Raw genomic sequence first — 13,911 nt, 5'->3', positions numbered from 1 at the left:
GTCAGGGTAAAGATCGCAGCCTCGCTGCGCTCGGCAGCTCCTACGCCGCGCCCGCAGGGGCATCGGCTATTTGATGTACAGCTGCGTGGTCATCCGGTTGCCCGGCGCGTTGATCGAGACGTTGCTGAAACTGAAGGTCCCCTCTTGCTTGCCCTTCAGATCGAAGATGTACACGTAGCCAACCGTCCTGGTTGTCTTCGAGCAATCATTGAGGTTGCCATTGCTGTACGCACACACGGGCGAGCGGGTGCCGTCGACTTCGAAGCCGTCCAGCGTGACGTTCGGCTGGTGGCCGTAACCGACCTCCAGCACGTAGACCTTGATGTTCGGGCCGCCGTGGTCGCAACGGGTCTGCGCCTGACCTGGGGCGATGTCCTCGAAACCACAGGCCGGCGATTCGACCTTGAGCACCTTGACCTCGCTCAGCGGCGGCGCCGATGCGGCATGGGCAGCCGACACGGACAGCCAGAGGCTCAATGCGCAGACCGAGGCAAATTTTTTCATGCAATACATACCGACCTCCCGGAACCGCGCGCAGTATGGCCCAACTTTTGCGACTGCACACTTTTGCAACTGCACACTTCGCGACTGAACACCTTTGCGACTCAAGACAGAGGATCGCAGCCACATCGCCGCGCTGTTATGATGCGCGGCTTTTTCCGACCCACAGAAAATTCCGGCCGCCATGGGTGTGCTGTGCTTTGCTGTTGAGGTCGATACATTCACGGCGCCGGGCGCGCCACGGGGAGCAGACATGCTGGAAAGGCTGTTTCAACTCAAGGCACACAACACCAACGTGCGGACCGAGATTCTGGCGGGCGTCACGACCTTCCTGGCCATGGCCTACATTCTGTTCGTGAACCCGAGCATTCTCGGTGAAACCGGCATGGACAAGGGCGCGGTATTCGTCGCCACTTGCCTGGCGGCGGCCATCGGCTCGACCGTGATGGGGCTGATTGCCAACTACCCGATCGCCCTCGCGCCGGGCATGGGCCTGAATGCCTTCTTTACCTACACCGTGGTCCTGCACATGGGCCACACGTGGCAAGTGGCGCTGGGGGCGGTGTTCGTCTCCGCCGTGCTGTTCTTCCTGCTATCGATCTTCCGCATCCGCGAATGGATCATCAACAGCATCCCGCTGCCGCTGCGCTCGGCCATTGCCGCCGGTATCGGCCTGTTCCTGGCACTGATCGCCCTGAGCAATGCCGGCATCGTGGTGAAAAACCCGGCGACCATGGTCGGCCTCGGCGACCTGAAACAACCGGCGCCGATCCTCGCGACCCTGGGCTTTGTCCTCATCGTCGCCCTCGAGGCCTTGAAAGTACGCGGCGCAGTGCTGATCGGCATCCTGGCGGTCACCATCGTCGCGATCCTGATGGGCTTCACCCCGTTCAACGGCGTCATTTCCGCACCGCCATCCTTGGCCCCGACCTTCCTGCAACTGGACATCATGGGCGCCTTGGACATCGGTCTCGTGAACGTGATCTTCGCCTTCCTGTTCGTCGATCTGTTCGACAACTCCGGCACCCTGATCGGCGTCGCCAAGCGCGCCGGGTTGATGGGCAAGGACGGGCACATGCCAAAGATGGGCCGCGCACTGATCGCCGACAGCACCGCCGCCATGGCCGGTTCGCTGCTGGGCACTTCGACGACCACCAGCTACATCGAATCGGCGGCGGGCGTCAGTGCCGGCGGCCGCACTGGCCTGACGGCCATCGTGGTGGCGATCCTGTTCCTGCTGGCGCTGTTCTTCTCGCCGCTGGCCGCCAGCGTCCCGGCCTTCGCCACCGCGCCGGCGCTGCTGTTCGTGGCGGTGTTGATGACTTCGGGCCTGGCGGAAATCGACTGGGACGACATCACCGTCGCCGCCCCGGTCGTGATCACTGCCCTGGCGATGCCTTTCACCTACTCCATCGCCAACGGCATTGCCTTCGGCTTCATCGCCTGGACCGCCATCAAGCTGGTCTCCGGTCGTGGCCGTGAGCTGAACCCGGCGCTGGTCATTCTGTCGATCCTGTTCGTGATCAAGTTGGGTTGGTTCAACGCATGACTTTTGATTTCCAAGCCTACGCTGCTCAGTTGCAGGACAAGGTCACCCGCTTGCGTGACCTGTTGGCGCCGTTCGATGCACCAGAACCTGCGGTGTTCGATTCGCCCCTGAAGCACTTCCGCCTGCGCGCCGAATTCCGTCTATGGCGCGAGGCCGGCGAACGGCACTACGCAATGTTCTCCCAGGACGACAAGCGCACACCGATCCTCATCGAGGAATTTCCCATCGCCAGCCTGCGCATCAACCAGTTGATGCCGCAACTCAAGGCCGCCTGGCAAGCCAGCGCCCCCCTGAGCCATAAGCTGTTCCAGGTGGAGTTCCTGACCACCCTGGCCGGTGATGCGATGATCACCCTGTGTTATCACCGCCCGCTGGACGAGCACTGGCACGCTGCGGCCTCGAAACTGGCGGCCGACCTGGGCGTCAGCATCATTGGTCGCTCCAAGGGCAAGCGCGAAGTGATCGGCCACGATTACGTGGTGGAGAAACTCGACGTGGGCGGCCGCACCTTCAGCTATCGCCAGCCCGAGGGCGCCTTCACCCAGCCCAACGGCACGGTGAACCAGAAGATGCTCAACTGGGCTTATGAAGCGCTGGGCGAGCGCAGCGACGATCTGCTGGAGTTGTACTGCGGCAACGGCAACTTCACCCTGCCCCTGGCCACCCGCGTGCGCAAAGTGCTGGCCACCGAAATCAGCAAGACCTCGGTGAACGCCGCGCTGAGCAACCTCAGCGAAAACGCGGTGGATAACGTCACGCTGGTGCGCCTGTCCGCCGAAGAATTGACCGAAGCCCTGAACGAAGTCCGGCCGTTCCGTCGTCTGCATGGCATCGACCTGAAAAGCTACGAGTTCGGCAGCGTCTTCGTCGATCCGCCTCGCGCCGGCATGGACCCGGACACCTGCGAGCTGACCCGGCGCTTCGACAACATCCTCTACATCTCCTGCAACCCTGACACCCTCGCCGCCAACATCGCGCAACTGAACGACACCCACCGCATCACGCGCTGCGCGTTGTTCGATCAATTTCCCTGGACCCATCACATGGAATCCGGGGTGTTGTTGACGCGACGCTGAACCCGCCTTTTGGGGTAAAGGATTACCTTGTGGCGAGGGGATTTATCCCCGCTGGGCTGCGGAGCAGCCCCATGCCTGTCTGTGCCAACAGTTTGCGAGCGCTGCGCGCTCGAGCGGGGATAAATCCCCTCGCCACAATTGCCTTCCCCAATCTCTCGGCTGATGCAATGTTCGATCATCGAACACTTATTGCCCGTCGACCGCTGCTTTATTTGACCAAATTAACCATCTAGTACAATTTATCTCCACCGGCTGGATCCCCGCCGACACCAACAATAAAAAATGTGGAGAAATGTGCGATGCCTCCGATCGTTCTGGTGCTCAACGGCCCGAACCTGAACCTGCTCGGCACCCGCGAGCCGGCAACCTATGGCCACGAAACCCTGGCTGATATTTCTGCGTTATGTGCCCGCACCGCCGAGGAGCTGGGCCTTGCCGTGGAGTTTCGCCAGACCAACCAGGAAGGTGAATTGCTGGACTGGATTCACGGCGCCCGTGGCCGATGCGCCGGCATCATCATCAACCCCGCGGCCTGGACCCACACCTCCGTGGCGATCCGCGACGCCCTGGTGGCGAGCGAAGTGCCAGTCATCGAAGTCCATCTTTCCAACGTCCACGCCCGCGAGACGTTCCGTCACCACTCCTTTGTTTCATCGGTGGCCATCGGCGTGATGTGCGGGTTCGGCAGCCATGGTTATCGCCTGGCCCTGGAACATTTCAGTCAGCGGTTGAAAGGTTGATACGCATGTCGAATATCACTGTGCTGGCCGGGCTCATCGGCGCGGGCATCCAGGCGTCGCGCACACCGGCGCTGCATGAGCGCGAAGGCGATGCCCAGGGCATGCGCTACCTCTATCGACTGATCGATCTCGATGCGCTGAAGCTCGACAGCAGCGCCCTGCCCGATTTGCTGATGGCCGCCGAACGCATGGACTTCACTGGCCTGAACATCACCTTTCCCTGCAAGCAGGCGATCATTCCGTTATTGGACGAGTTGTCGCCCGAGGCCAGCGGGATCGGTGCGGTGAATACCGTGGTGCTCAAGGACGGCAAGCGCATCGGCCATAACACCGACTGCCTGGGGTTCGCCGAAGGTTTTCGTCGTGGCTTGGGTGATGTCGCGCGCAAGCGCGTGGTCCAGATGGGCGCAGGAGGCGCCGGCGCGGCGGTGGCCCATGCGTTGCTGGTGGAAGGCGTGGAGACGCTGAGCATTTTTGATGTCGAGGTCAGCCGTGCCGAGGCATTGGCGAACAACTTGAATCAACACTTCGGCGCCGGCCGCGCTCGTGCCGGGCATGACCTTGCAATTGCCATGGCCGAGGCCGACGGCTTGGTGAACACCACACCCATGGGCATGGCGAAACTGCCGGGCATGCCGGTGCCGGTCGAGTTGTTGCGGGGCGACCTGTGGGTGGCGGAGATCGTTTATTTCCCGTTGGAAACCGAACTCCTGCGCAACGCCCGCGCCCTCGGCTGCCGCACGCTGGACGGCGGCACCATGGCGGTGTTCCAGGCGGTCAAGGCGTTCGAACTGTTCAGCGGCGTGGCGCCGGATGCGCAGCGGATGCTGGCGCATTTCCAGAGCATGAATCACTAAAGCCGAGTGAAAATCCCTGCGAGGAATGAACTGTGGGAGCGAGCTTGCTCGCGATTGCGGTACACCAGTCACCATCGAGGTTGGCTGATCCACCGCTATCGCGAGCAAGCTCGCTCCCACATAGGATTGCTTGCACGTCAGGTTCGGTGTCAGGCCCGCAAGTAACGCAACACCGACTCACACACCATCTGCCGATGCCGCTGCTTGACCGCTTCGTCCGACAGGTCGATCTGGAAGATTTCACCGAATGTCTGGCGGTTGGATACCCGATAGAAGCAGAACGAGCTGATCAACAAATGTACGTCCAGCGGTTCGAGGCCGGCACGGAATATGCCTTCTTCGGCGCCACGACGGAGGATCACGCCCAGGGAATCGAGGATGGTGTTGGTCATCGCCTTGATCGCACCGGACTGTTTCACGTATTCGGCGTTGTGGATGTTTTCGATGCAGACGATGCGCACGAAATCCACGTTGCGATCATGGTGATCGAAGGTGAATTCCACCAGGCGCCGGATCGCCTCGACCGGCGCCAGTTCCGCCAGGTGCAGGCGGCTTTCTGTGGTGCGGATATCACCGTAGAGTTTCTCCAGCACCTCGACGTACAACTGCTCCTTGCTGCCGAAGTAGTAATAGATCATGCGCTTGGAGGTGTGGATGCGCTCGGCGATGGCGTCGACCCGGGCGCCGGCCAGGCCTTGCTGGACGAACTCGACGATGGCTTCCTGGAGAATATTTTCCCGGGTTTTCTCCGGGTTGTTCTTGCGACTCTTGCGCGGCGCGGCGACAGGCTCGTCGAGGGCTGCGGGAAGCTCTGGATTCATAGTCATTGCGGGCTCAGGCCGTCACTGCACAGGTGGGCGATTATGGGCTGCACCGGGCAGTGAAGGAAGCCAAGGCACTGCCCTTTACCGCCACGGTTACGATTTCCCTACAACTTGGCGTGTCGCACGCCGCCGCTGCGGGACTTGGCCATGGCCGCCAGGCGCACCGCGACGTTGGCCGCGCCGTAACCAGCGTAACCGTTCTTGCGCTGGATGATCTCGAAGAAGAACCGCCCTTCGAACGGCTCGGTGTAGACGTGGAACAGCTCACCACCCTGGGCATCACGGTCATACAGCACGTTGAAATAGGCCAGTTCGCTGAGAAACTCGTCGTCGAAATCGAAACGCGCCGCCAGGTCGTCGTAATAGTTGAGCGGAATGTCGAGCAACGGCACCCCGGCCTCCTTGGCTCGACTGACCTGGGCGAAGATGTCATCGCAATCGAAGGCAATGTGATGCACGCCGGAACCGCGATAACTCGACAGCGCGTGTGAAATAGCGGTGTTGCGGTTCTCGGAAATGTTCAACGGCAAGCGAATCGAACTGCAACGACTGCGCAGGGCACGGCTTTTCACCAGGCCATATGGATCAGGCAGCACCACTTCGTCGTCAGCCTCGAAATCCAGCAGGCTCTTGTAGAACAGCACCCAACTGTCGAGGCTGTCGGCCGGCAACGCCATCGCCATGTGGTCGATGCGCTTGAGCCCGGCGCCGACGGCGGCAGCCGGTTGCAGGTGGAAATCGGTGCCATAGACATCGGCGTCCCGATCCACCAGGTAGATCAGGCTGCTGTCCGGCGCGCGCACCGCCGCCAGTTCCAGTTCGTTGGGCCCGACCAGGCCGCGATAAGGCTGGCCTTTAAAGGCCACGGCCCGTTTCAGGGCGCTGGCGCTGTCCTTGACCCGAACCGCCATGGCGCACAGCGACGGGCCATGGGCTTCGAAAAAGCTGTGGGCGAAGGAATACGGCTCGCAGTTGAGGATCAGGTTGATATCGCCCTGGCGCAACAGGCTGACGTTCTTGGAGCGATGCTGGCCAGCCTTGACGAAACCCAGGCGCTCCAACCAATGGGCGAGCTTGGCCCCCAGGTTATCGTTGACAGCGAACTCCAGGAACTCGATGCCGTCGTATTCGCTGGCCGGCGCTGTTTCAAAAAGAATGTCAGGCTTCTGCGCAGGCGCTTGTTCGGCCAGGCGCTGACGGGTCTTTTCTTCCAGGTACAGCAACGAACGCAAGCCGTCGGCAGCGTTGGCCCGTGGCGGCGCGGCGCGAAAACCGTCGTTGAAGATTTCCAGCGACAGCGGCCCGGTGTAGCCACTCTGGATGATCGGCGCGAGGAAACCTGGCAAGTCGAATTCGCCCTGGCCCGGGAAACAGCGGAAGTGCCGGCTCCACTCCAGGACATCCATCGCCAGGATCGGCGCATCGGCCATTTGCACAAAGAAGATCTTGTCGCCGGGAATCTCGGCGATCGCGCTCGGGTCGCCCTTGAGGGACAAGGTGTGGAAGCTGTCGAGCAGCACGCCGAGGCTCGGATGATCAGCCTGGCGCACGATGTTCCAGACCTGTTGATACGTATTGACGTGCCGGCCCCAGGCCAACGCTTCATAACCGATGCGCAGGCCCCGCGCGCCGGCCCGCTCGGCCAGCAGGCGCAGGTCGTCGATGAGGATCTGCTCATCGCCAACGCTGTCAGCCGAGGCATTGCTGCACACCAGCACCAGGTCGGTGCCCAACTCCTGCATCAAATCGAATTTGCGCTCGGCCCGTTCCAGGTTGCGCGCCAGGCGATCGCGGCGGCAGCCTTCGAAATCACGAAAGGGTTGGAACAACGTGATAGCGACGCCCAGGTCGGCGCACATCTGCCGGATTTCCCGAGGACTGCCATCGTAGTAGAGAAGATCGTTTTCGAAGATCTCCACCCCGTCGAAACCGGCGGCGGCAATGGCTTCGAGTTTTTCCGGCAGGGTACCGCTCAACGAAACGGTGGCAATGGAACGCTGCATGACTTCGGCTCCCGGGACAGGCGTCGGCTACAAAAGATGCGCCGCTTTTAAAAGAGTCAGGGGATTATTGAGCTGACGGTTTTTTTGGGCAATTTAATATGTACCGTCTGGTTAGTTTTTGGGGCGATTATCGAACACAATGCCCGATCAGCGAATTGACGATTTTTTGTCCACTGCCCACCATCGGCCCCACGTTGACGCCCGACTTCGGGTTCAATGCAGACCCAGACCACACCATAAGAATTTCAAGAACGGGTGCACCTTATGATTCCTTCCCAAAGTTCCCGCCTGGCCCCCGGCCCGATTGCCACCAGCGGTGGCATCGGCGACAAGATCCGTGGCGCGATGGCCGTGGGCAAGACCCGTTGGGGCATGCTCGCCCTGGTGTTCTTCGCCACCACGCTGAACTACATCGACCGCGCGGCCCTCGGGGTGATGCAGCCGATCCTGGCCAAGGAAATGAGCTGGACGGCGATGGACTACGCCAATATCAACTTCTGGTTCCAGGTCGGTTATGCGGTCGGCTTCGTGCTGCAGGGCCGATTGATCGACCGGATCGGCGTCAAGCGCGTGTTCTTCTGCGCCGTGCTGCTCTGGAGCCTGGCGACCGGCGCCCACGGCCTGGCCACCTCGGCAGTGGGCTTCATGGTGTGCCGCTTCATCCTCGGTCTCACCGAAGCCGCCAACTACCCGGCCTGTGTGAAAACCACGCGGCTGTGGTTCCCGGCCGGCGAACGGGCCGTGGCCACCGGTATCTTCAACGCCGGGACCAACGTCGGCGCGATGTTCACCCCGATGCTGCTGCCACTGATCCTGCACGTCTGGGGCTGGCAGGCGGCGTTCCTGTGCATGGCGACGCTGGGCGGGATCTGGTTGCTGTTCTGGGGCCTGAAATACTTCAACCCCGAAGACCACCCGAGCGTGAAACAGTCGGAACTGGACTACATCCAGGCCCAGGACGAACCGGACCAGGCCCGCGTGCCCTTCTCTCGTATCCTGCGCATGCGCGGCACCTGGGCGTTCGCCCTGGCCTACTCGATCACTGCGCCGGTGTTCTGGTTCTACCTCTACTGGCTGCCGCCGTTCCTGAACCAGCAATACAACCTGGGCATCAACGTGACCCAGATGGGCATCCCGCTGATCATCATCTACCTGACCGCCGATTTCGGCAGCGTCGGCGGCGGGATCCTGTCTTCATTCCTGATTGGCCGCGGGGTCAATCCGATCAAGGCGCGACTGATGTCCATGTTGCTGTTCGCCTGCTGCATCGTCGGGGTGATCATGGCGGCCGGTTCCAGCAGCCTCTGGGTCGCGGTGTTTGCGATTTCCCTGGCCATCGGTGCACACCAGGCCTGGACCGCCAACATCTGGAGCCTGGTGATGGACTACACGCCCAAGCACATGATGAGCACGGTGTTCGGCTTCGGCGGCATGTGCGCGGCCATCGGCGGGATGTTCATGACGCAGCTGGTGGGGCACATCCTCACGATCACGAACAACAACTACACCGTGCTGTTCACCCTGATCCCGGCGATGTACTTCATCGCGCTGACCTGGATGTACTTCATGGCACCGCGCAAGGTGCCTACGCTGGAAAACTGAAACTGGAGGCATCTCCGGGTAATCAAGCCGAGCACATTTGTGGCGAGGGGATTTATCCCCTCGCCACAGGAGTCTGCATAGCCTCTTACTTACGCCGCTGTTGCCACGCCGCCGCCAACCCACTCAAGCAGATCAAGGTAATCCCCACCACCGTGGTCAGCGTCGGCGTATGGCTGAAAAACAACCAGCCCAGCAACCCGGCAAAGATGATCTGGCAATACCCGAACGGCGCGAGCAGCGCCGGGGCGGCAAAACGGAAGGCCTGGGTCAGCATCAAGTGCGCGGTCATCCCGCAGGCCCCCAGCGCTAGCATCATCAAGCCGTGGGACACGCTGGGCACCTGCCAGAAGAACGGCACCAAGGCGCTCATCACCAACGTGTTGCACAACCCGGCGAAAAAATTGCTGGTCGTGGGGCTGTCGATCTCGGCGAGTTTGCGCGTGAGCAGCTGGTAGAAGCAGAAAAACAGCGCCGAGCAGAACGGCAACAGCACCGCCGAGCGTGAACAGATCGCCACCGGGATGAACAATGATCAACACCCCGATGAACCCGAAGATCACCGCAATCCACTGACCGCGCGTCACGTGCTCGCCCAGCAGCGGTACCGACAATGCCGTGACCAGCACGGGGGCGAGGAAGTTGACCGCCGTCGCCTCTGCCAATGGGATGAACATCAGCGACGTGGTGAAAAACAGACTGGTGCCCAACAGGCACAACGCCCGCGCAACCTGCCACAACGGGCGCTTGGTGCGCAGCACGCGCAGCCCCGAGCGCGGCAGGAAAATACCCGCCATCAACAAGGTGTGCACCACGTAACGGGCCCAGACCACCATGATGATCGGATAGAAACCCGAGAGGTATTTGGACAGCGCGTCGTGACTGGAGAACAGGAACGTTGCGACCAGGATAAGCACGATGCCCTTGAAAGCCTGATTGACGCCGGAGAGCGGAGTGCTGATGGTCATGAAGGAAACCTGCGTTGCTTGATATTGAGGCCGTGATGCACAGTGCAGTTATTGGGCCAGCGAGGGTTCCGATAGTTCTGGATCCCAAGTGTAATGAAAATTCGGCGGCCGGACAGGATTGGCTCGCCGATGAACCAAAATCCTCGTCCGTTGCCTCACTGCTCAAGCACGCCGCGCGCCTTGGGCGCCCGGAAGCTAGACTCACCGCCACAGCAGTCATTTCTTCGCAGGGCCATTCAGAGGACTTCCCACATGTTATGGAAAAAAGGTCGCCGCAGTGACAACGTGGTGGATGCCCGTGATGACGGTGGGGGCGGCGGTGGAATGCGTTTCGGCGGCGGCAAGGGGTTGAGCCTGACGGCGATCATCCTGATCGTCGGCATCGGCTGGATCACCGGCCAGGACCCCATGCAGATCCTTGGGCAATTGGCCGGGCAGATGGACCAAGGGGCCGCGCCCACCTCTTCTCAAACCCGCCAGGCGCCGCCGGCCAATGATGAACAGGCCGAATTCGTGCGCGCCATCCTCGGCGATACCGAAGACACCTGGGGCCAGGTCTTCCAACAGGCCGGTCGCCAATACCAGCAACCGAAGCTGGTGCTGTTCAGCGGTCGGGTCAACTCGGCCTGCGGCCTGGCCTCCTCGGCGACCGGCCCGTTCTATTGCCCGGCGGACCGGCAGGTCTACCTGGACATGAGTTTCTTCCAGGAAATGTCCCAGCGTTTTTCGGCCGCCGGGGACTTCGCCCAGGCCTACGTCATTGCCCACGAAATCGGCCACCACGTGCAAACGCTGCTCGGCGTCTCGGCGAAAGTCCAGGAGGCGCGCCAGCAAGGCCGGCAAATGGAAGGTGACGGCGGCTTGCTGGTGCGCCAGGAATTGCAGGCCGATTGCCTCGCGCGGCGTCTGGGCCAACCACGCGCAAAAACGCCTGAACTGGCTTGAGCCGGGGGACATCGAAGAAGCCTTGAACGCCGCCAATGCCATTGGTGACGATCGCCTGCAGCAGCAAGGCCAGGGCCGCGTGGTGCCGGACTCGTTTACCCATGGCACCTCGGCGCAACGGGTGCGCTGGTTCAAGACCGGTTTCGCCCAGGGCCAGGTCAGCCAGTGCGACACCTTCGCGGCGAAAAACCTGTAGATGAAGTGGGCGACGTTGATCTGGCTGGTGCTCGTTTGCGCAGTTGCCCAGGCCGAGGAACACGCCGTCAAGGCAGTCGCCCAAGGTCGCCTGTTGCTCAAGGACGGGGTCATGGCCGTTGCCGTGAGCCCGCCGCCGGCGTCGATCCAGCGGGTGCTGATCATCGTCCACGGTCGGCTGCGCAATGCCGACACTTATCTTCGCAGTGGCGAAAAGGCCGCCGCGCAGGCCGGTCAAACGGCAACCACGCTGATCATCGCCCCGCAATTCCTCAACGAACAGGACGTGGCGCGCCATCAACTGCCCGCCGACCTCCTGCGTTGGCAAGGCAACGACTGGATGGCGGGAGGGCTGTCCATAGGGCCGAATCCAGTCAGTTCCTTCCAAGTGCTGGATGACATCATTGCGCGGGTCAGCGATCGACAGCAGTTCCCTGAGGTGAAGGAGATCGTCATCGCCGGCCACTCCGGCGGCGCACAAGTGGTGCAGCGCTATGCCCTGCTCGCCCACGGCACCTACCGCATCGCGCCACGGTTCGTCATTGCCAATCCATCCTCATATGCCTACCTCGACGCGCAGCGGCCCATGGCGTTCGCCCTCGCCAGTTGCCCGTCCTTCAACCGTTGGAAATACGGCCTGGAGCACCTGCCCGCCTACGCCGCCGGGCAAACGCCGGCGCAACTCGAAGATAACTACATCAAGCGCGACATCACCTATTTGCTGGGACAACAGGACATTGATCCGGAGCATCCGGCCCTGGACAAAGGCTGCGAGGCGCAGACCCAAGGGGCGTACCGACTGCTGCGCGGGCATTTCTTTTTCGACTACCTGACGCGACGCCATCCGCAGGGGCTGAATCAGCGACTGATCGAAGTGCCCGGGGTTGGGCATGATGGGGATGGGATGTTCAATTCGCCGGAGGGGTTGAGGGTGTTGTTTGGGCAGTAAGTCTTGTGGCGGCTTATCGGACCTCATCGCGAGCAAGCTCGCTCCCACAGTGGGCCTGGTGCAGACACAAATCTTGCGCTCGACAAAAATCCCCTTGTGGGAGCGAGCTTGCTCGCGATGACGGTCAATCAGCCAACCGACCTCTCAAGCCGACAACATCCGCCGCAACTCAAAGCAATCCCGCGCATGCCAATCCGTCAGCTCCGGCCAGGGATTATCCGGCAGGTTCACCAACACCGTCCGCGCCCCTGCCGCGCGACCGCAGTCCAGGTCGAAACGGTAGTCACCCACCATGACCATCGAGCCCGGGGCCACGTCCCATGCCTCGGCCAGTTTCAACAGGCCACCGGGATGCGGCTTGGGCGGTGCTTCGTCGCGGCCCAGCACGTCCTCCACCGCAAAACAGTCCGCCAGGCCAATGGCTTCGAGGGTGATGTGGGCCAGCTCGCGAGCATTGCGGGTCAGGATGCCCAGGCGATAGCCGCGTCCCGCCAACTCTCGCACCAGCTCAACCGCGCCCGGCGCGGGCTTGGAGCCCAGCGCCAGGTCCCGTTCGTGTTCCAGCAGCCAGGCGTGCTTGGCGGCGGCTTCTGCAGCGGGCAGGGCCGCCAGATGGGTGAGAATGTCGTCTTCGGCCGGAATCGCCAGGGCTACGCGGATCGCGGCGAAATCATGCACGGCGATGGTCAGCGTGCCGTCCATGTCGAACACCCAATGCCGCACATCGGCCAGGCTCATGCCCAGTCCTTGCGATGGCGGATCAAGCCTTCCTGGGTCACCGACGCGACCAGTTGTCCGGCGCGGTTGTACACGCTGCCCCGGGAAAAACCACGGGAATTGCCAGCCCACGGACTGTCCATGGCGTAGAGCAACCAGTCGTCGGCGCGCAGGTCCGCGTGGAACCACAACGCGTGGTCAAGGCTCGCGACCTGCATATCCTTGTGCCACACCGATTTGCCGTGGGGCAGCAACGAGGTGGTCAACAGGCCGAAGTCCGACGCGTAGGCCAACAGGTATTTGTGCAGGGCCGGAATGTCCGCCAAGGCGCCATCGGCACGGAACCACACGTATTTGACCGGATCGGCCGGTTGCGGGTTGTAAGGATCTTTTTCGGTGACCGGGCGCACCTCGATCGGCTTGGGGCACAGCAGTTTTTCGCGCATGTGCTCCGGCAGCAGATGGGCGCGCTGCTGGGTCAGCTCCAGCTCGGAAGGCAGGTTTTCCGGCCCGACGACCTGCGGCATGGTGCTCTGGTGCTCAAAACCCTGCTCGTCATACTGGAAAGAGGCGCTGCAGGTGAAGATCGGGTTGCCCTTCTGGATCGCCGTGACCCGCCGGGTGCTGAAGCTGCCGCCATCGCGAACGCGATCGACCTGGTAGACCACCGGCAACGCCGCATCCCCCGGACGCAGGAAATAGCCATGCATCGAGTGCACGTGGCGCGCCTCTTCCACGGTCTGGCTGGCCGCCGACAATGACTGGCCCAGTACCTGGCCGCCGAACAGCTGCCGAAACCCGAGGTCCTGGCTACGACCGCGAAACAGGTTCTCTTCGATCGGTTCCAGGGTCAGCAGGTCGACCAGATCTTCCAACACGTGGCTCATTCAGACTTTCCTCACACAGCGCAAAAACCGCGCAGTCTGTGCTGCGGCGGATCGATAATTGGCCCGGGCCATTTTGGCGGGCATTGTAACGTCCGTGTCGG

11 protein-coding genes and 2 pseudogenes are annotated in these 13,911 nt (G+C 62.0%); 7 read left to right on the top strand and 6 right to left on the bottom strand.

Annotated features, from left to right (window positions below; all coding sequences use genetic code 11):
• Positions 1 to 66: 66 nt before the first annotated feature.
• Positions 67 to 504 (bottom strand): DUF4879 domain-containing protein, encoded by a 438-nt coding sequence (locus AB4N42_RS07340; protein ID WP_407684384.1) that lies wholly within the window; start codon positions 502 to 504, stop codon positions 67 to 69.
• 250 nt (positions 505 to 754) lie between these two features.
• Between AB4N42_RS07340 and AB4N42_RS07335 the strand changes: the two genes are divergently transcribed.
• The 4 genes from AB4N42_RS07335 (at position 755) to AB4N42_RS07320 (ending at position 4,723) form a co-directional block, all read left to right on the top strand.
• On the top strand, positions 755 to 2,050 hold the full coding sequence (locus AB4N42_RS07335; protein WP_030140320.1) for an NCS2 family permease: 1,296 nt from the start codon (positions 755 to 757) through the stop codon (positions 2,048 to 2,050).
• Positions 2,047 to 3,126, top strand: coding sequence for a tRNA (uridine(54)-C5)-methyltransferase TrmA (gene trmA, locus AB4N42_RS07330; RefSeq protein WP_460116031.1), 1,080 nt, complete (start codon positions 2,047 to 2,049; stop codon positions 3,124 to 3,126). The genes AB4N42_RS07335 and trmA overlap by 4 nt, the downstream gene beginning before the upstream one ends.
• A gap of 299 nt (positions 3,127 to 3,425) precedes the next feature.
• Positions 3,426 to 3,866 (top strand): type II 3-dehydroquinate dehydratase, encoded by a 441-nt coding sequence (aroQ, locus tag AB4N42_RS07325; RefSeq protein WP_198798303.1) that lies wholly within the window; start codon positions 3,426 to 3,428, stop codon positions 3,864 to 3,866.
• A gap of 5 nt (positions 3,867 to 3,871) precedes the next feature.
• Complete coding sequence (locus tag AB4N42_RS07320) at positions 3,872 to 4,723, top strand: shikimate dehydrogenase (protein WP_460116030.1); 852 nt, start codon at positions 3,872 to 3,874, stop codon at positions 4,721 to 4,723.
• A gap of 149 nt (positions 4,724 to 4,872) precedes the next feature.
• On the opposite strand, the gene AB4N42_RS07315 is transcribed toward AB4N42_RS07320, so the two are convergent.
• Entirely contained in the window at positions 4,873 to 5,550 is a 678-nt protein-coding gene (locus AB4N42_RS07315; protein WP_198798305.1) for a TetR/AcrR family transcriptional regulator, read from the bottom strand.
• 101 nt (positions 5,551 to 5,651) lie between these two features.
• Entirely contained in the window at positions 5,652 to 7,550 is a 1,899-nt protein-coding gene (gene quiC / locus AB4N42_RS07310) for a 3-dehydroshikimate dehydratase QuiC (protein ID WP_030140325.1), read from the bottom strand.
• Between the two features lie 264 nt (positions 7,551 to 7,814).
• On the opposite strand from quiC, the gene AB4N42_RS07305 reads away from it, so the two are divergent.
• Complete coding sequence (locus tag AB4N42_RS07305; RefSeq protein WP_460116029.1) at positions 7,815 to 9,152, top strand: MFS transporter; 1,338 nt, start codon at positions 7,815 to 7,817, stop codon at positions 9,150 to 9,152.
• 85 nt (positions 9,153 to 9,237) lie between these two features.
• Here the strand turns inward: AB4N42_RS07305 and AB4N42_RS07300 are convergent.
• Positions 9,238 to 10,117, bottom strand: a pseudogene (locus AB4N42_RS07300) (DMT family transporter).
• Positions 10,118 to 10,369: 252 nt separating this feature from the next.
• Here AB4N42_RS07300 and ypfJ point away from each other — a divergent pair.
• Both ypfJ and AB4N42_RS07290 read left to right on the top strand, forming a co-directional pair.
• Positions 10,370 to 11,258 (top strand): annotated as a pseudogene (ypfJ, locus tag AB4N42_RS07295) (KPN_02809 family neutral zinc metallopeptidase).
• On the top strand, positions 11,259 to 12,206 hold the full coding sequence (locus AB4N42_RS07290) for an alpha/beta hydrolase (protein WP_460116028.1): 948 nt from the start codon (positions 11,259 to 11,261) through the stop codon (positions 12,204 to 12,206).
• A gap of 144 nt (positions 12,207 to 12,350) precedes the next feature.
• Here the strand turns inward: AB4N42_RS07290 and AB4N42_RS07285 are convergent, their stop codons facing one another.
• Positions 12,351 to 12,944: an HAD family hydrolase gene (locus AB4N42_RS07285; protein WP_217860388.1), complete on the bottom strand. Its 594-nt coding sequence runs from the start codon at positions 12,942 to 12,944 to the stop codon at positions 12,351 to 12,353.
• A complete protein-coding gene (gene tesB, locus AB4N42_RS07280) occupies positions 12,941 to 13,810 on the bottom strand; it encodes an acyl-CoA thioesterase II (protein WP_249873250.1) in 870 nt (289 codons plus the stop codon). The genes AB4N42_RS07285 and tesB overlap by 4 nt, the downstream gene beginning before the upstream one ends.
• Positions 13,811 to 13,911: the final 101 nt, after the last annotated feature.

The sequence above is a fragment of the Pseudomonas sp. H2_D02 genome (assembly GCF_054677635.1).
Note: the sequence above shows the minus strand (reverse complement) of the source record. Positions and strands in the feature narration are given on the sequence as shown.

Excerpts from the sequence above, each read along its gene's own strand:
- AB4N42_RS07320 (WP_460116030.1), top strand. The coding sequence starts at position 3,872 with ATGTCGAATATCACTGTGCTGGCCGGGCTCATCGGCGCGGGCATCCAG.
- AB4N42_RS07285 (WP_217860388.1), bottom strand. The coding sequence starts at position 12,944 with ATGAGCCTGGCCGATGTGCGGCATTGGGTGTTCGACATGGACGGCACG.
- AB4N42_RS07315 (WP_198798305.1), bottom strand. The coding sequence starts at position 5,550 with ATGACTATGAATCCAGAGCTTCCCGCAGCCCTCGACGAGCCTGTCGCC.
- AB4N42_RS07305 (WP_460116029.1), top strand. The coding sequence starts at position 7,815 with ATGATTCCTTCCCAAAGTTCCCGCCTGGCCCCCGGCCCGATTGCCACC.
- AB4N42_RS07335 (WP_030140320.1), top strand. The coding sequence starts at position 755 with ATGCTGGAAAGGCTGTTTCAACTCAAGGCACACAACACCAACGTGCGG.
- trmA (WP_460116031.1), top strand. The coding sequence starts at position 2,047 with ATGACTTTTGATTTCCAAGCCTACGCTGCTCAGTTGCAGGACAAGGTC.
- AB4N42_RS07340 (WP_407684384.1), bottom strand. The coding sequence starts at position 504 with ATGAAAAAATTTGCCTCGGTCTGCGCATTGAGCCTCTGGCTGTCCGTG.
- AB4N42_RS07290 (WP_460116028.1), top strand. The coding sequence starts at position 11,259 with ATGAAGTGGGCGACGTTGATCTGGCTGGTGCTCGTTTGCGCAGTTGCC.
- quiC (WP_030140325.1), bottom strand. The coding sequence starts at position 7,550 with ATGCAGCGTTCCATTGCCACCGTTTCGTTGAGCGGTACCCTGCCGGAA.
- aroQ (WP_198798303.1), top strand. The coding sequence starts at position 3,426 with ATGCCTCCGATCGTTCTGGTGCTCAACGGCCCGAACCTGAACCTGCTC.
- tesB (WP_249873250.1), bottom strand. The coding sequence starts at position 13,810 with ATGAGCCACGTGTTGGAAGATCTGGTCGACCTGCTGACCCTGGAACCG.